Source organism: Shewanella sp. DNRA4, from assembly GCF_012843185.1.
GTDB classification, from domain to species: Bacteria; Pseudomonadota; Gammaproteobacteria; order Enterobacterales; family Shewanellaceae; genus Shewanella; species Shewanella xiamenensis.
Window position 1 is genome coordinate 13,960 of sequence record NZ_JABAIP010000006.1, and the last position, 16,289, is coordinate 30,248.

Consider the following 16,289-nt stretch of genomic DNA (forward strand, 5'->3'; position numbering starts at 1 on the left):
GGCTAAGCCAATCGAACTCTTCCCCTTTAAGTGCTTTCGCCAGATTAACATGTTGTTATTCCTTCGCTTGTCGAGGCAACTTAATAGAAATCAAGGCCGTAGTCGCGATAAAGGCTGTCGACATCCATAAGCAGGCCACCAGCCCATGACTCTGATACACCCAGCCAGAAAGCACGGTTCCCACCAAACGCCCCATAGCGTTGGCCATATAATAAAATCCAACATCGAGGGATACCGCCTCCTCGCTGGCATAACTCACAATCAAATAACTGTGCAGCGACGAGTTCACCGCAAACAGAGCACCAAATAGCATTAAGCCCAGCAACAAACTGGCTTCAGGGTAAAAACTGAACTGTATCGCGCTGGCAATCAATGCTGGGATAAAGGCCAAGATACTGGCCCAAATTAACGCGCTGCGACCATCGGGTACAGCACCGACTGCTAAGCTTTGGTGTTGGTGATTCCCAGTGATCTTAGGCGCCAAGGTTTGTACTATACCGTAGCCGATAACCCACACAGCTAAAAAGCCGCCCACCGCCCAATGATCCCAGCCAAATTTACTCGCTAGATACACAGGCAGCGCCACCACAAACCACACATCCCTGGCGGCAAACAGGAATAATCGAGCCGCCGAGAGAATGTTCACACTGCGACTCTTAGAGAAAATCTCCGTAAATTTAGGCTTATTCTTGGCTTTACCTAAATCCTTCTTCAGCATCACTAAGCTAAGTAGCCATACGAGTCCGAGCATGCTCGCCATAGTGGCGATCGCCAGCTCAAATCCAAGTAAGGCAAGCAAAACACCACCGAGGAAAAATCCCGCGCCCTTGAGGGCATTTTTAGAACCCGTTAACAAGGCAACCCACTTATAAAGCTTGCCCTGCTCGCCTTTTGGTACTAGCAGTTTGATCGCGCTTTTAGCACTCATCTTATTGAGATCTTTAGCAACTCCAGAAAGCGCCTGCGCCGCCATCACCCAGGGCACGCCCGCGAGCCACAGCGGTAAACTGGCGGCAGGTACCAATAACATTCCTAATGCCAACACCTGCATGCCAAGACCGAGATTCATGGTGCGATTTAACCCTAAACGCGCACCGAGATAGCCGCCCACCAGATTGGTTACGACGCCAAAAATCTCATAGAACAAGAACAACATTGCAATCGCGAATGGCGTATAACCGAGATCGTGAAAATGCAGCACCACCAACATCCGCAGCGCGCCGTCGGTTAAGGTAAAACTCCAATAATTGAAGGTGATCAGCAAATATTGCCGCACGGCGGCGGGCAATTGCATCAGTTGTTCAAATAGCTTGGCAGCAGGCACTATGCTCTCCTAAAGTGGCACATCAAGCTGACCGACTAAACGGGCGAGCTCTGCCGTACGGTTGGCATATCCCCATTCATTGTCGTACCACACGTAGAGTTTTAGCTGAGTACCATTCACCACCATGGTCGAGAGCGCATCGACAATGCTCGAACGCGGATCGGTTTTGTAATCCACCGACACCAGCGGCCGCTCTTCATAGCCTAAAATCCCCTTAAGCTCGCCCTCAGCGGCGGTTTGTAGCAGCGCATTCACTTCTTCTTCGGTCACGCTGCGTTCAAGCTCAAATACACAATCGGTTAGAGAGGCATTGGCGAGCGGCACCCGCACGGCGTGGCCATTTAGCTTGCCCTTAAGCTCGGGGAAAATATGGGTAATCGCCGTCGCGCTGCCAGTAGTGGTGGGGATTAAACTCAAGCCACAGGCGCGGGCGCGGCGTAAATCTTTATGTGGCGCATCGAGAATAGTTTGAGTGTTAGTAATATCGTGGATCGTAGTCATAGAACCGTGTTTGATGCCGATCTGCTCGTGGATCACTTTCACCACAGGCGCAAGGCAATTGGTGGTACAGGAAGCCGCGGTCACAATCGGATGAATAGCCGGATCGTACAACTGGTGATTCACACCCATCACCACATTTAACACTCCTTCCTCTTTGACTGGTGCAGTTACTACAACCCGTTTAACACCTTGATCTAAATAGGCTTGTAATAAGGCTTTGGTTTTCATCACCCCAGAGGCTTCAATCACTACATCGCATCCAGACCAATCGGTCTCGGCAATCGTTTTATTACGTGTGGTGCGAATGCTTTTATCTTGAATGTGGATCTGATCATTACTCGCCGTCACGGGATAACACCAGCGACCATGGACAGAATCGAACTCAAGCAAGTGGGCCAAGGTAGCCGCATCCCCCGCGGGATCGTTAATCTGCACAAACTCCACCTCATCCCAGTCCCATGCCGCGCGCAGGGCTAAACGCCCCATACGGCCGAAGCCATTAATGCCGATTTTGATTGCCATGCTGATATTCCAATATGTTGATTTAAAATTTTATATTTTTAATTTTTAATATGTTATGAGTATGACGGACTTTTTACTTAAGCGATTACATCGCCATTGCCACCCCTAATAGATGACAATGGCGCATCTTGTTAACAACGATTATTGCTAGGCCAAAGCAAGCCTTGATTGGCTAAAATGGGTTCTAATTTACTCCCTTAGCCATCCTTCAATTTCATCTCGGGTCGGTACTGAGCCGCTGTGGATTAACTCACCATCGATCACAACCGCTGGGGTTTTCATTACGTTAAATTTCAATAGGGTTTGCGGATCGGCATCCTTTTTCACAATCACATCTATGCCCATTTCTTCAGATATATCCGCAATCATTTCAGCGGTTTTACTACATTTAGCGCAACCACTACCTAATACTTTGACTTGTTTCATGTTATTTCCTTAAAGATACGGTGCTGCAAAATTAAACATCCAACCTACTAACGTAAATGCCGTTAATAGCACAATCAACAGCAGCGCCAACAGGCGCCACTGCATAACTTGTTTGAGTAAAATAAATTCGGGGAAACTGGCTGCCACAGTGCTCATACAAAATGCTAGCGTAGTGCCAATTGGCAGACCGTTTGCTAGCAAGCTTTCCATGACAGGAATAATGCCTGTCGCATTCGAATAAAGGGGAATGCCGATTAATACAGCCGCGGGCACTGACCACCATTGACCTTGGCCTAAGTGGGTTTCAACCCACCCCTCAGGTACAAAACCGTGCAGGGCAGCGCCAAGACCTACGCCGATAATGACCCACTTCCAGACGCGGCCAAAAATATCAATCGCCTCAGCTTTGGCAAATTGGTGACGTTCAGAAAAAGAGAGGGCTCGCTGAGTCGTTGAAACAGCATTTGATGCTGTCATCTGACGCCCACGAACGAGGGCTTCGGCGGCGAAGGATTGCAACCAACGCTCAGCCTTCATCGCATCTAGCAATAATCCGCCGAGCATACCCACTGCCATCCCCACAGCCACATAGAGCAAGGTAAATTTCCAACCGAGTAAACTCATGAGTAATAGGACAGCGACTTCATTGATCAAAGGTGAAGTGATCAAAAAGGCCATAGTGATCCCAAGGGGAATACCCGCCGAGGTAAAACCTAAAAAGACGGGGATACTCGAGCAAGAACAAAAAGGCGTGATGGCGCCAAAAATCGACCCCAGCAAATAACCCACGCCCTTATTCTTGCTCGCTAAATAATTGCGGACTCGCTCAACATCTAAGGACGCCCGCAGCAGGGCGATCACATAAATCATCACCACCAGCAATACGAAAATTTTACTGACATCTTCAACAAAAAAATGCACTGCGTCGCCCAAGGCCGGCCCCGCATCGAGGCCAAACACGCCAAACACTAGCCAAGTCGCAAAATCAGTAAATATTTGGAACATATCGCTCCTTAAAACAATGCAGACCTACACCCTGCGATTTATTAAGATTGAAAACAGTGCCGAGTGCGATTCGCAAAATACACCAGCGACAACATCACAGGCACCTCAACTAATACCCCAACCACAGTCGCGAGAGCCGCTCCCGAGTGCAGACCAAATAATGAAATAGCCACAGCGACCGCCAGTTCAAAAAAGTTAGAAGAGCCAATCATGCTCGCTGGCGCCGCAATCGCATGGGTAAGTTTTAGTTTTAAGGCTAGCCAATAGGCCAAGATAAAAATGCCATAGCTTTGAATAATCAAAGGGATAGCTATGAGTAAAATATTCTGTGGTTGACTCACAATGGTCTTCGCTTGAAAACCAAATAACAGCACAACCGTCGCGAGTAGCCCAATCACAGACCAAGGTTTGAGTTTAGCCAGTAACTGCGGCACAGCACTCGTATCATGGCGAGTCTCAAGGCGTTTTCGAGTCGCGACACCTGCAATCAAAGGCAATAACACATAGAGGACAACCGAAAGTAACAGGGTTTCCCATGGCACTTGAATATCGCTCACACCGAGTAATAATGCCGAGAGTGGCGCAAATAAAAACACCATAATGATATCGTTAACAGAGACTTGCACTAACGTATAGTTCGGGTCACCTTTAGTCAGTTGACTCCACACAAACACCATTGCAGTACAAGGCGCCACACCGAGTAATATCATTCCCGCGATATATTCACTGGCGGTTTGTGGATCAACCCAGTCGGCAAATAGCAACTTGAAAAATAACCAGCCTAACAATGCCATAGTAAAAGGTTTAACGAGCCAGTTGATGAAAAGCGTTAACATCAATCCCTTCGGCGCTTTGCCAACATCTTTTACCGCAGAAAAATCAATCTGCACCATCATGGGATAAATCATTACCCAGATAAACAGGGCGATGACTAAATTAACATGGGCATATTCAAGCGCGGCTACAGCAGCAAATACACCGGGGACAACATTCCCCAACACAACCCCAGCAATAATGCTCAGCCCGACCCAAACACTTAAATAACGCTCAAAAATTCCCATATAAACCTCTTAATCGACTAACGGGTGGGCAAGTACAATTTGCTGTAATGCTGCCGATAAAACCCTAGGCTCGGCCTTTAAATCAACACGCAGCAAACCACCTATCCGTCCCTCTAACAATCTGATTATTTTAAAAAATAAGACATCTTGATCTTCAACATTCAGCTGGCTTGGATCGGGTAATCCCCAGTGCAATTTTGGGGTATTTCCTAGCCATAAAGGGCAAGTTTCGCCCGCTGCACTATCACAAACGGTGATAACCAGATCCGGCGAGAAGTCAGCTAACGCCTCCCAACTTTTACTGTGAAGTCCTGCGGTTGAATACCCATGTTGCTGAAGATGTTTCAGGGTCATAGGATGGACCTTGCCCGACGGAGCGCTGCCAGCACTCATAAAAGTCAGTGGCAACCCCAATGCCAGTTGCCGAGCAATAGCCTCCGCTAAAATGCTCCGACAAGCATTATGTGTGCACAAAAAAAGCACGTTAAAATCGGGGGTTAGCTCCACATATTGTTCTATAGCCGCCATGACAAACTCCAATCCAGTACGTTTCAAAAGTTATATTAACAACACGCTTTTGCTCGCTCAGGCCGCCCACCCATTTGACAGAGATTACGCAGGTTCTCCTGCAAAAAGATGTCGTTATCATCACAGGTTTGGGCAAGTACCTGCTGGCACCAAGGCGCGATCTCAGTATTAATCCGATAAAACACCCATTGTCCTTGACGTCGATCGACTAACAGCCGGGCTTTTTTTAACTGAGCCAAGTGGCGCGAAACCTTGGGCTGACTTTCAGACAGCGCAGCCATCAGTTCACACACGCATAATTCCCCTTCCCGCTGGATCAGCAGCAGACATTTCAACCGAGTTTCATCGGCAAGTGCCTTAAAAAATGCGACAGGTTGCATGGTTTAGTCCAAAGGTAGATAAATTTACATATGGAATTTAATATATATGAAAAAACATATATGTATAGTTGTTTTTGTAGAAACCACTCACTGGCTTAATAAAACAAACGTAAAAATAAATACCTTAACCGTTGAAGATGATGATGTAGGTACGAAAATAACCCAATGGAAAGGCTATTAAAAAATGGTTACTCAGGCATAAAGTCGTGAAACCCTACCAAAAGAAATGCCAGTTAGCATTAACTGGCATTTTCGATTTGCAATACTTTATATCAAGTTAATGCTGATAAGGTTCTAGGGAGTAACCAAATCAAACCTTGGGTGACAACTTACACATAAATTTTCTGACTTTTGGTGTACGTGGTGACATTTAGCACAATCCGTCTCGGTAGCAAAGTGACGGTTGTTATGGGGGTTAGTCGGTTTCAGGTTTTCGGTTTTTAACGCTAGCTTTTCAGTGTTATGGCATTGCACACACTTAAGCATAGGCACAGCTTGACGCTCTCCTGTTCCATGGCAACTGTTACATTTAATCCCTTTTGCAGCATGGGTTTGATCGAGTAAAACATTGTCTTTTGCTATCGCACTTGCTGCGAAAATGCCCAAGACAAGAGCCAAAATAATTGTGAGATTTTTCATTTTTAAATTCCATCATTCATGTCACTGGATGCCAACTAAAAGCAGCCGCTATTGATAATTTGGCGTTTAAAGTTTCGCGACGTATTTGCCCGCTAAGTAGCCAAAGGTGTAGCAACGTCCCAGAGACAGACCGAATACTGTTAATGGGTAATCAACACCACCATAGAAGCCCGCACCCAAGTTGCCGACAATAAACAGGCCAGGAATTTCTTTACCATCCGCATCCAGTACTTGATGATTTTCGTTCACCAGAATTCCTGAACATAAGGTTGAAATTCTCATACGACGATGAATGCCGTAAAACGGCGGTTTAAGCACTGGAACCATTTTGCTGGCTGGTTTACCAAAATCTTCGTCTTTACCTTTTTTGCACAATTCGTTGTAACGATTCACGCTTGCGACAAAGGTTTTGGGATCACATTTCAGCTTCACAGCTAATTCTTCTAAGGTGTTGGCGGCGTAGGTATTGGTCAAAGAAGGGAATACACCTTTTTTCTCGCCGGGCACTTCAGGCATATAAACCTTAAGCTCCTCTGGAGAATAAAGATGACCAGGCCAATCCTTCGCTTGTGTCATGTAATCCGAATCAAATACCTGGGAGTAATGTCCCGCGTTATACTCATCTTTCAGGTAGTTATTCATTAATGACATTTCAACTGTTTCATTAACGAAGCGTTCGCCTTTACGGTTAACGGCTAAGAAAGGCATATCGCACATTGAAGCAGGACCCGCGTCGAAGTCATGCAACATTTTGGTATGACCAACAGGTTCAATAACCCCACCGGCCCAATACGCCATGGCAAAGCCATCACCCGTACGGTCCATTTGTTTGCGTTCAAAGTTTTTCAAATCTGGAATAAAGAAATCACACATTGCCTTGTTATTTTGGTAATCACCAGAAGACAGAATGACCCCTTTCTTCGCCATGTATTTGTGGTACTTACCATCACGAGTTTGAGCAATAACACCGATCACTTTGCCTGATTCGTCTTGGATCAGTTGTTGTGCAGGAGTGTTAAAGAAGAATTTTACACCTGCCTTTTCCGCTGTTTTTGCCAGTGCACGAATACCATCACCGGTTGTGTAGGGTTTAGGGCCACAAAATGAGGTCACAAAATTTAAACGATCAGATTGGTCCGCAATACCACGAATACCATGTTGTACCTTGGTACCCTGATCGACCACTTGGCCACCACTTTGTTTCATTCGATCAATCACCCAAGTGACTGCTTCACCGGAGTTGTAAGCCCATTGTCTTAATAAACCAGGATGCGAGCGGTGAGCATTATCAGCCATCAAACGGCTTACTAACGCCTCAATAGCCGCTTTATCACTGTTTTTAAGATCGATACCAGCACCAGTGTTTCCCTGTGAAACAGGAATGGCTTGTTTTTGTAAACAGGCAACTGTGGCGCCATTTTCTCTGGCAGATAATGCAGCTGGAACACCAGAAGCTCCGGCACCAACAACAACAACGTCAAAGGTTTGAGTCGTTGCGATATCTTTATCTGCGATCGGTTTAGGTTTAGGTAAAAAACTTAAGGCAGCACCGCCAATCTCGGCACATTCAGCACCCACTTGCAGTGGTGCAGCACTGGCAGACCCCATTCCTAAAGAGGCAAAAGCTAAACCACCACTGCCCATTGCCGCTCGAGTCAGAAAACTTCTTCGAGAGATCCCGTTTTGAAGCACACTCGCTGTGTATTGATCAATTTCTTTCGATTTATTACTCATTTGATACTCCTTTGCCCTCATTGCGAGTGGTATTGCACTCACAATGGTGCTGGGTCTATTCGTGCCCAGATTTTTTACGTGTATTTAGAAGCTAAAAGCCGCTGCGTTGACTTAAGAACACCCAATCAATCGACAATTAAATGTATGACATATGACAATACATAAAAAGAGGTATTAGCAACATCTTTGCAGTACTTCACAAAATATTTAATTTATGGAAAAACTAACCTTATTTAATAAGCAACTTCAGACTATTTTCAAACTCACCATTTAATAGATAAATACTCTAATTTTAATTATCTAATTAAAAAGTAATTTAAAATTCATTTCACAAGAAAAAATAGGTATACCCAAAACAATGGTATACCCTTAAAAAGTTGCAGGGGAGCAGTTTTCAGTACTAATGACCTAAAGTAAATTTATAGTTAATATAGAACCGAACATCATTGAAATTCTCACCTTGATCAAAATCAATAGTGGCATAACGAGCTTTTAACCCTAAACCGGAAAGTGCTCCAGAGAATTTATAACTAATTGAATAGTTCATTTCGCTAAAATCACTACCAGCATTTTCTGGCACATCATATTGACCATAATATGCATAGGCCTCTAATCCATTAAGGCCCAGTTTCTCAAAATCATAGGCTAGTTTTAATGCATTGACTTCTTCATCAGCACGCGCAGATTGATATACCTGTTGAATAACCACTTTTTCATCTCCCCATGGAGTGAGCACAGTGTCATCACCAGTTTTAGCATATAGATAAGTGATATCAGCACCAGCAAACTTGGCACCGAGATGGAAACCATATTGATATGTGTCTAGTGGGCCGCCAGTTTCATCACCCGTTGCTTTCTGAGTTAAGTAAGATGGAGTGAGATAAAAATTAACTGCACTGATGTCAGTGGAAAATTTTACTTTTGCATAGGTTTGATTAAAAACATCTTCCATGCGGTAATGCCAAAGATTAACCTCGGTTTTGACCGCTTCGAAAGGTAACTGATATTTAGCACCCAGAGCATAAACAGGGTTATCTGCCACCTCAGTAATCACACCCGCTCTGGCTAGCTCACTTTGTACAGCTTCTTTAACCGATATGAAGCTGTTATCAGACCATCCCATTGAATCCGTAATATACAATGCGGAAAGAGTGAGATTATTTACGCTATTATTTTCAACAGAAAAACCACGAAAGGTTCTTGGAATGGCTCTAATATCGTGAGGATTCATCATCGGAGTTCTTAATTCTTGAGCTCCAAGTTTAAATTTAGTATTCCACCAATCACCTTGAATAAAATATTCTTGTAATCGATTGACACTATCATGGTCGCCATTTTCATCTCGAGCAACCAAACCATAAACACTATCAGAATCATTAGTCCAAATAGGATTAGCAGAGGCAAAGCTAGTACCAAAACTAATTCCGTTAACTTTAGCAGTATTATAATAAAACAGCCCACCTAATGACGTATCATGTTTTTTATTCGTTGCGCCATCATAATCACGCGTAAAATCAAATAACCGCAATTCTCCTTTAACAGTTCCATCGCTAAACATTTTATCAATCGTTGTATCTGCGAACGCAGATACAGAAAGAGCAGACAGCACAAAAAAAGATAGGCTTTTCATTTTCATCATCATCTTCCTGTTATTAGTTGACATGTTTGCCATGCCTATACTGGTTAAGAAACAGACTCCAAACCACTTTGGAGAAATGTATGACGTATAACCTTACTTAACAATGAAGACTGAACAAATATGAGAAACTAGTTGCGAAATTTATAGAGATGTTACTTCGATCAACAAAAATGAATGTTTTTTAATCACTAATATAGGAAATGCGAGAGTACATTTTCTGCCTCAAAAGTACTTTTATGTTAAGATGGCGGAACTAAGCATATTGAGGGCAAACTAGTGCATAACTTCAAGCCAATTAAGCAGATAAAAGCATCTAGTGAAGTTGGACAACAGCTAAAAAATGCTATTTTAGGTGGCGATTATAAAGCTGGTGATAAACTACCATCCGAACGCGAACTCATAGAATTATTCCAAGTGAGTCGAACCGTTGTCAGGGAAGCCATTAAGAGCCTTGAAGCGAGCGGCTTGGTAGAAATTCGCCAAGGTGCAACGGGTGGTGCATTTGTTAAACATCTGACATTTGAGCGTTTAAGTGATGCCTGCCATGACATGTTTATGATGGGAAAGTTATCACTCCCCGAATTATGCCAAGCGCGCATTTTGATTGAACCTCAAGTCACCAGAATGGCAGCTAAAAATTGCACACCAGCACAAGCAATTGCGCTGCATGAAGCATTGCGACATGAAAATGACTCGTACGCATATCCCGAGACTGTCGCTTTACGCTCTGAAGTGCATTATTTATTAGCAGAAATGTCAGGCAACCGTTTCTTAGAGGCAATTGTAAAATCACTATTGATTTTACTTAAAAATCAAACAATAAAGTTTGAGCCACCAACGGATGAAATCCATCCCTTAGGCTTACACGATGTTATCGTTCAAGCCGTTATCGAAAAAGATGAAGCCAAAGCCGAAGCCGCCATGTTGGCACATTTAGAAGACTTTAATCGTCGTTTGAAAGAAATCGAATTAAGGTATATCAAGCGGCAAAATAACGCTTAGTACTGCCCGCGATAAATTTTGGCATTACAGTTTGATAAGCCTACTTACTGTAATGCCAAATTCTTCCATTACAACTCTTGACGACTGATTGAATCAACTCAATATCAGTATTATCTAATAAGTTAAGCTCAATTCTCTGCACCATACTCTTAAACATCAACCATACAAAAAATTAAACAATTGATTTTTAATAAATAAAGCTGGTTAATGTGTCAGGTTTTGCCATTTCCTTTGAGCGATTAACCGCCGAATTACACTTTTAAATAAAAACACCCGATGGGGTTCATCAGGTGTTTTAGGAGTCAATCAGTAGCTGCTGATCGCAAACCAGACAGTCGCACAAATTTGATCTAATTGATTGCAGATTTAGCTGAATTGAGAATGCTTATAACCCAAAGCTTCAGGATGTTATTTTTTGCAACGTCCAATATTGGAGCCAATAGATGCAACTTTGTCACACTCCTTGGCAACTTTCTTTTCAGCAGTATTTGTAACTTTCGAGTTAGAGTTAGTATCAGCATTTGTCGATGCACAACCGCTCAAACCGAGAAATACGAGGGGAATAAGGCTCAGTGTCCATGTTTTTAGCATTGTATACATCCGTGAGTTAATTGGTTTTTAACATTTTGTTGCGGCATTGAATAGCGAAGACAGTAAGCTAACCAATAAAATCTCCTGATACAATGCTATAAACTGCAAAGACAATGTAAATTAATACATTCTACTGACGACATAAGGTTTATTAAGCGATAACACGGTAAAACACTTAGACGATGACCTGATGATAGGTTTCGACTTGGAACGACTCAACCAACTCAGGCATCACTTGGTGGAAATAATGTTGAATAGCCTCTTTAGTGCAGTGCTCATCGAAGGCAGTAATATCAACAAACTTCTCCACAAAGGTCACGCGGCGCGGTTCATCACGGCTGACGTTGAGCTCATACCGAATACAACCGGCTTCACGGCGTGTATCGGGGATCAGCGAGGCGAGCGCCGCAATCAAGGCCTCGGTTTTGCCTTCCTTAGCTAAAAAGCTCGCGACGCAAACGAGTTGTTGTTGATTGATTTTATAGTCCGCAACAGTAGTCATTTGATTTCCTTAATAAGAGTAAATTCAGCTAGTTAAAACTAGATTACTTAGGCTGGTAGCGCATGTCGATATGAGGAATGCCATCTTCCAAATACATTTCAGAACAGATGTTAAACCCGAGTTTTTGGTAGAAGTTTTTCAGATAATCCTGAGCACCAATTTGGATCCCCGCCTTGGGCCAAGTACTGAGTGCAGATTCGATCGCCCGCTGCATCAACGGCATTGCCAATCCTTTACCTCGTCCAGCAGGTGACACCACCACTCGGCCAATGCTGGCCTCGGGATAACTCAGCCCCGGAGGCAAAATACGGGCATAGGTGAGTAACTCGCCCGCAGGTGATAGGCCGATTAAATGCTGGGTTTCAGGGTGTCTATCTTTATCATCAAGCTCTGGATAAGCACAGGCCTGCTCGACCACAAACACATCGACTCGCAGTTTAAGGATTTCATATAAGGTGTTGGCAGTTAATTGATTAAATTTAAGAATGTGCCACTCAACTGAATCTTGTATAGACATAAAAAGGCTCTGCGTACGACAGGAAAAGAGCTCGAGTCTATCACAGCTCTGCGCATAAAAAAGCGCCTTAATTCTGGGGGGAATTAAGGCGCAAGGGTTACGCATTGCGAAAACTGACTCAGTGTTATTCGATCACCGCATCGTGGGCGACTGGGCCTTGTGGTTTACGGATAAGCAGCACAGCCACCACGGCAATTAACAACAGGGCCCCCATAATCAAAAACACATCGTTATAGGCTTGAATATAGGCCTGCTGACTCATGGTTTGCCCTAACAATGCCTTGGCCTGCATAGAGGCGGTGTAGGGATCCGAGCCTGCCTGTTGCAACATACTGGCACTCTGATTCAAATAGTCCTGCGCCTGTGTGCTAACCGCTGGCAAAGATTCCTTCACATGGGCCAAATGGCTGCGAGCCAAGTTATCGGTTAAAGTCGCCACCAAGGCGATACCAAAAGCCCCACCTAAGTTACGCATCACGTTCAGTACGGTCGAAGCCGATGGGTTTTCATGGGGTTTTAAATGCGCGGTCGCGAGCATTCCGATAGGCACTAAAATAAACGGCTGGCCTAAGGCGCGCACCACTTGGGAGGCGATCATCTGCTGCCCAGCGTAATCGGCGGTCATTTGGCTATTCATGTAATAACTTAGGGCAAACATAAAAAAGCCGAAGGCGGCTAAGTAACGTCCGTCGAATCGTTGCATTAAACGTGGCACTAAGGGCAAAACTAACAACTGCGGGAATCCCATCCACATAATCACCTCACCAATTTCCAGTGGTGTGTAATCATGCACTTGAGACAAATAAAGTGGGATCAAATAGATCGCGCCAAAGAGCGCCATCCCCAGTAAAAAATACGCCACGGTTGAAAGCACAAAATCACGTTTACCGAGTAAGCGTAAATTCACTAAAGGATCTTTACGGTTGAGTTGGATCCACACAAACAGCACTAAATTCACTGCGGCAATGATGGCGAGATTGCGGATCAAATCCGAGCCAAACCAATCCTTACGGTTTCCCTCCTCAAGCACCACCTCGAGGCAACCCATGCCCAGCGCCATGGTGACAATGCCCGCTAAATCGGCATTTTTCAGCTTGTCCCATACCACAGGGCGTTTTTCGAGACCATAGGCCAACATCGCCATTACCAGCAATCCGGGCGGCACGTTGATATAAAACAGGTAATGCCAACTAAAATGCTCAGTTAACCAACCACCTAAGGTTGGGCCAATCGAGGGCGCAAATGTCGCAGTCACCCCGAATAACGCCATCCCCACGGCACGTTTATTTTCGGGTAAAAATTCTAAGATCAGCCGAAAAGCCAGCGGGATCAACGCGCCACCAAAGAAGCCCTGCAACGCCCGAAAGGCGATCATGGCCTCGAGGTTCCACGAAATCGAACACAGGATAGAAGCAAAGATAAAGGCTGCGGTGGTCCACAGCAGATAACGCCTGACCGAGAGCCCTGTGCTTAACCAGCCCGAGAGCGGAATCGCAATCATCTCGGCAACCAGATAAGCCGTTGAAATCCAGCTGCCTTCCTCAAGCGTTGCCCCAAGGCTGCCTTGGATTTCCTTCATCGAGGCATTGGTGATTTGAATATCGAGGATCGCCATAAAGGCGCCAATCAAACCACCAAAAACGGCAATCCACGAACGGCGACTACCACGCTCATATTCGCTCGGCGTAGCCCCCGCGGCGATAGCCTCAGGTGCAGCAGCAATTGTGCTCATGTTAACGACCTACTTAGCGACCGACGTTTGCAGCGATGGCTGTCGTCGGATGCGACGCAGTATCGACCTTCACCACCGCACTTAACCCGGGGACCACTCGCGCCTCTGCTTCTGAGAGCTCTAAACGGATCCGCACCGGAATACGCTGCACGATTTTGGTGAAGTTACCCGTGGCATTTTCGGCGGGCAGCAGACTAAATTTGGCTCCGGACGCCGGCGACAGACTATCGATAACACCTGTAAAGGTTTTGTCGGGAAACGCATCGAGACTGACCTGCACCGACTGCCCGGGTTGCATATGCTGGATTTGGGTTTCTTTAAAGTTCGCCGAGATCCACACAGCCCCGTCCGGAACCAAACTAAAGAGTGCTTGGCCGGGCTGCACATACTGCCCCACCATAGCGCCGCGTTTACCAATCACCCCAGAGAAGGGCGCGGTCACACGGGTATCATTGAGCTGAATGTTAGCTAGCTCCAATGCCGCATTCGACTGCTCAACCACAGAGCTGGCTTGATTAAGCTGAGCATTAAACACAGCAAGCTCACGTTCTTTAGCCACTAACAGCGCCTTGGCTTCATCGACGCGCGCAGCAGCAGAATCAAAACCCGCCTGTAATTGGTCGACATCGTCCTGTGAGCTGTAATTGCTGACTTTTAACTTTTTCGCTCGGCTTAATTGTTGCTCGGCACGAATTTTATCAGCCTGCGCCGCCACCACACCCGCACTCGCTTGGCTGATCAGCGCATGTTGCAGATCCACCTTAGCGGCTAAGGTTTGTAGATCGGCTTTGGCACTGGCAAGTGCAGCCTCAGCTTGGCTGACTTTGGCGCTAAACTGGTTATCTTCAAGTTGCGCCAATAACTCGCCCTTACGCACATGCTGGTTATCGGTCACATCGGATAACACCACATAACCTGGTACTTTTACGCTCACATGGGAGATATCGGCCTCAACATAAGCATTATCAGTGGTTTCGATAAAACGTACTTGCGTCCACCAGTAATAGCCGCCACCCGCAGCGGCGGCGAGTAAAAGTGGAACGGCGATAATAAGCTTACTTTTGGACATGAATGACTCCTTGATTAGTGAGTACTAGTGTACTACTGTCTCATCAAGTTTATTAGGTAGTTAAAAATCAACCCACTGTTTCACAGGTGTAACAATCATGGATCTCAATCGGGTGCAAATATTTGCTCAAGTGGTAGAGCAAGGTAGTTTTACTGGGGCAGCTAAAGCCCTCGGACTCACTAAGGCAACAGTCAGTCGCAAAATTGCCGAACTAGAAGCCGATACGGGTACTCAGCTATTATTCCGAACGACTCGCGCACTCAAACTCACAGAAGCGGGTTCGAGTTATTACAATCGAATCAATAAGATCTTAAGTGATCTTCAAAGCGCCGAAAATCAGCTCAGTGCCCACCAGCAATTAATCAAAGGTAACCTAAGAATCGTATGCCCTATTGAATTAGGTCAACTGTTTCTTGGGCCGATCTTCGCCCAGTTTTTAACCCTTTATCCCGATATCACCATAGAAGCCGAGCTCACTAACCGTAAAGTGGATGTGATAGAAGAAGGTGTGGATCTGCTATTCCAAATCGCTGACTCGAGTGATACCCGCCTACAAAGTTATTCCTTAGTTAACGCCTATAAATCCTTAATGGCCAGCCCTAAATATTTGGCCGAACATGGCACGCCCAAAGTGCCACAGGATTTGGCTAAACATAAAGCGATTCGTTTACAGTCGGCCCATATTGAAGGGGCATGGAAGCTATTTGATGGTAAAACTTGGGTAGTCATTGAGCCCGTCACGCAATTAACAGTGAATAATGTCACCATTGCCCGCGAAGCTGCCATTGCAGGGCTTGGCATTACGGCCGTGCCGTCGATTATTGCCCAAGAGGCGATAGAGAAAGGCTATTTAGTGCGACTCCTTGACGATTATCCTATGGTGCAAACCAAGGTGGTACTCAGCTATCCCAAGCGAGCCTATCTGCCGCGCAAATACCGCGTTTTTATCGAGTTTATCTACGCCTCTTTGTTTAAACGCTGGGGATCACAAGTATTAGAAGTGCCAGAATTTATCGGTCAGCAAAAATAGACCCATTCACACCAAAATTAACAACTGTAACCTTGAGAGTGTGAAATCTGCCAGTACAGAATAAATCCTTAATCTCAGAATTGCCTT

The 16,289-nt window shown here is 45.2% G+C and carries 17 protein-coding genes; 3 read left to right on the forward strand and 14 right to left on the reverse strand.

What is annotated here, in order from left to right:
- Positions 1 to 55: 55 nt before the first annotated feature.
- The 7 genes from arsJ to HG547_RS07800 all read right to left on the reverse strand — a co-directional run bounded on the left by arsJ (position 56) and on the right by HG547_RS07800 (position 5,747).
- Positions 56 to 1,324 carry an organoarsenical effux MFS transporter ArsJ gene (gene arsJ / locus HG547_RS07770; RefSeq protein ID WP_069453689.1) on the reverse strand — a complete coding sequence of 423 codons (1,269 nt, stop codon included), beginning with the start codon at positions 1,322 to 1,324 and terminating at the stop codon, positions 56 to 58.
- Between the two features lie 9 nt (positions 1,325 to 1,333).
- Positions 1,334 to 2,347, reverse strand: coding sequence for an ArsJ-associated glyceraldehyde-3-phosphate dehydrogenase (locus HG547_RS07775; RefSeq protein ID WP_169547527.1), 1,014 nt, complete (start codon positions 2,345 to 2,347; stop codon positions 1,334 to 1,336).
- Between the two features lie 189 nt (positions 2,348 to 2,536).
- The gene (locus HG547_RS07780; RefSeq protein ID WP_037413994.1) at positions 2,537 to 2,773 is read right to left on the reverse strand and encodes a thioredoxin family protein; all 237 of its coding nucleotides are present in this window, start codon (positions 2,771 to 2,773) and stop codon (positions 2,537 to 2,539) included.
- A 9-nt stretch (positions 2,774 to 2,782) separates the two neighbouring features.
- Positions 2,783 to 3,778 carry a permease gene (locus tag HG547_RS07785; RefSeq protein ID WP_169547528.1) on the reverse strand — a complete coding sequence of 332 codons (996 nt, stop codon included), beginning with the start codon at positions 3,776 to 3,778 and terminating at the stop codon, positions 2,783 to 2,785.
- A gap of 41 nt (positions 3,779 to 3,819) precedes the next feature.
- The gene (gene arsB / locus HG547_RS07790) at positions 3,820 to 4,839 is read right to left on the reverse strand and encodes an ACR3 family arsenite efflux transporter (RefSeq protein WP_169547529.1); all 1,020 of its coding nucleotides are present in this window, start codon (positions 4,837 to 4,839) and stop codon (positions 3,820 to 3,822) included.
- A 9-nt stretch (positions 4,840 to 4,848) separates the two neighbouring features.
- A complete protein-coding gene (locus HG547_RS07795) occupies positions 4,849 to 5,367 on the reverse strand; it encodes an arsenate reductase ArsC (RefSeq protein WP_169547530.1) in 519 nt (172 codons plus the stop codon).
- Positions 5,368 to 5,402: 35 nt separating this feature from the next.
- A complete protein-coding gene (locus HG547_RS07800) occupies positions 5,403 to 5,747 on the reverse strand; it encodes a metalloregulator ArsR/SmtB family transcription factor (protein ID WP_037413988.1) in 345 nt (114 codons plus the stop codon).
- Positions 5,748 to 5,793: 46 nt separating this feature from the next.
- Between HG547_RS07800 and HG547_RS20915 the strand changes: the two genes are divergently transcribed.
- Positions 5,794 to 5,928 carry a hypothetical protein gene (locus HG547_RS20915; protein ID WP_259476062.1) on the forward strand — a complete coding sequence of 45 codons (135 nt, stop codon included), beginning with the start codon at positions 5,794 to 5,796 and terminating at the stop codon, positions 5,926 to 5,928.
- Positions 5,929 to 6,041: 113 nt separating this feature from the next.
- Here the strand turns inward: HG547_RS20915 and HG547_RS07805 are convergent, their stop codons facing one another.
- The 3 genes from HG547_RS07805 to HG547_RS07815 all read right to left on the reverse strand — a co-directional run bounded on the left by HG547_RS07805 (position 6,042) and on the right by HG547_RS07815 (position 9,783).
- A complete protein-coding gene (locus tag HG547_RS07805; protein ID WP_037413986.1) occupies positions 6,042 to 6,386 on the reverse strand; it encodes a cytochrome c3 family protein in 345 nt (114 codons plus the stop codon).
- Between the two features lie 66 nt (positions 6,387 to 6,452).
- Positions 6,453 to 8,120, reverse strand: a complete 1,668-nt coding sequence (locus tag HG547_RS07810; protein ID WP_169547531.1) for an FAD-binding protein — start codon at positions 8,118 to 8,120, stop codon at positions 6,453 to 6,455.
- 400 nt (positions 8,121 to 8,520) lie between these two features.
- On the reverse strand, positions 8,521 to 9,783 hold the full coding sequence (locus HG547_RS07815) for an OprD family outer membrane porin (protein WP_248278720.1): 1,263 nt from the start codon (positions 9,781 to 9,783) through the stop codon (positions 8,521 to 8,523).
- A gap of 252 nt (positions 9,784 to 10,035) precedes the next feature.
- On the opposite strand from HG547_RS07815, the gene HG547_RS07820 reads away from it, so the two are divergent.
- The gene (locus tag HG547_RS07820) at positions 10,036 to 10,761 is read left to right on the forward strand and encodes a FadR/GntR family transcriptional regulator (protein WP_088586193.1); all 726 of its coding nucleotides are present in this window, start codon (positions 10,036 to 10,038) and stop codon (positions 10,759 to 10,761) included.
- Positions 10,762 to 11,527: 766 nt separating this feature from the next.
- Here HG547_RS07820 and HG547_RS07825 read toward each other — a convergent pair.
- From HG547_RS07825 to HG547_RS07840, 4 genes are all read right to left on the reverse strand, one after another.
- Positions 11,528 to 11,854: a putative quinol monooxygenase gene (locus HG547_RS07825; RefSeq protein ID WP_169547532.1), complete on the reverse strand. Its 327-nt coding sequence runs from the start codon at positions 11,852 to 11,854 to the stop codon at positions 11,528 to 11,530.
- 43 nt (positions 11,855 to 11,897) lie between these two features.
- Positions 11,898 to 12,371 (reverse strand): GNAT family N-acetyltransferase, encoded by a 474-nt coding sequence (locus HG547_RS07830; RefSeq protein WP_169547533.1) that lies wholly within the window; start codon positions 12,369 to 12,371, stop codon positions 11,898 to 11,900.
- A 124-nt stretch (positions 12,372 to 12,495) separates the two neighbouring features.
- Positions 12,496 to 14,103, reverse strand: coding sequence for a DHA2 family efflux MFS transporter permease subunit (locus HG547_RS07835; protein ID WP_144345910.1), 1,608 nt, complete (start codon positions 14,101 to 14,103; stop codon positions 12,496 to 12,498).
- A 13-nt stretch (positions 14,104 to 14,116) separates the two neighbouring features.
- The gene (locus HG547_RS07840) at positions 14,117 to 15,172 is read right to left on the reverse strand and encodes an HlyD family secretion protein (protein ID WP_169547534.1); all 1,056 of its coding nucleotides are present in this window, start codon (positions 15,170 to 15,172) and stop codon (positions 14,117 to 14,119) included.
- 97 nt (positions 15,173 to 15,269) lie between these two features.
- Here HG547_RS07840 and HG547_RS07845 point away from each other — a divergent pair, with 97 nt between their 5' ends.
- Positions 15,270 to 16,202, forward strand: a complete 933-nt coding sequence (locus tag HG547_RS07845; protein WP_088586195.1) for a LysR family transcriptional regulator — start codon at positions 15,270 to 15,272, stop codon at positions 16,200 to 16,202.
- The last annotated feature ends 87 nt before the right edge of the window (positions 16,203 to 16,289 follow it).

Coding starts and splice junctions, on each gene's coding strand:
- HG547_RS07785 (WP_169547528.1), bottom strand. CDS start 3,778: ATGTTCCAAATATTTACTGATTTTGCGACTTGGCTAGTGTTTGGCGTG.
- HG547_RS07805 (WP_037413986.1), bottom strand. CDS start 6,386: ATGAAAAATCTCACAATTATTTTGGCTCTTGTCTTGGGCATTTTCGCA.
- HG547_RS07800 (WP_037413988.1), bottom strand. CDS start 5,747: ATGCAACCTGTCGCATTTTTTAAGGCACTTGCCGATGAAACTCGGTTG.
- HG547_RS07780 (WP_037413994.1), bottom strand. CDS start 2,773: ATGAAACAAGTCAAAGTATTAGGTAGTGGTTGCGCTAAATGTAGTAAA.
- HG547_RS07825 (WP_169547532.1), bottom strand. CDS start 11,854: ATGACTACTGTTGCGGACTATAAAATCAATCAACAACAACTCGTTTGC.
- arsB (WP_169547529.1), bottom strand. CDS start 4,839: ATGGGAATTTTTGAGCGTTATTTAAGTGTTTGGGTCGGGCTGAGCATT.
- HG547_RS07830 (WP_169547533.1), bottom strand. CDS start 12,371: ATGTCTATACAAGATTCAGTTGAGTGGCACATTCTTAAATTTAATCAA.
- HG547_RS07775 (WP_169547527.1), bottom strand. CDS start 2,347: ATGGCAATCAAAATCGGCATTAATGGCTTCGGCCGTATGGGGCGTTTA.
- HG547_RS07840 (WP_169547534.1), bottom strand. CDS start 15,172: ATGTCCAAAAGTAAGCTTATTATCGCCGTTCCACTTTTACTCGCCGCC.
- HG547_RS07815 (WP_248278720.1), bottom strand. CDS start 9,783: ATGTCAACTAATAACAGGAAGATGATGATGAAAATGAAAAGCCTATCT.
- HG547_RS20915 (WP_259476062.1), top strand. CDS start 5,794: ATGAAAAAACATATATGTATAGTTGTTTTTGTAGAAACCACTCACTGG.
- HG547_RS07845 (WP_088586195.1), top strand. CDS start 15,270: ATGGATCTCAATCGGGTGCAAATATTTGCTCAAGTGGTAGAGCAAGGT.
- HG547_RS07810 (WP_169547531.1), bottom strand. CDS start 8,120: ATGAGTAATAAATCGAAAGAAATTGATCAATACACAGCGAGTGTGCTT.
- HG547_RS07795 (WP_169547530.1), bottom strand. CDS start 5,367: ATGGCGGCTATAGAACAATATGTGGAGCTAACCCCCGATTTTAACGTG.
- HG547_RS07835 (WP_144345910.1), bottom strand. CDS start 14,103: ATGAGCACAATTGCTGCTGCACCTGAGGCTATCGCCGCGGGGGCTACG.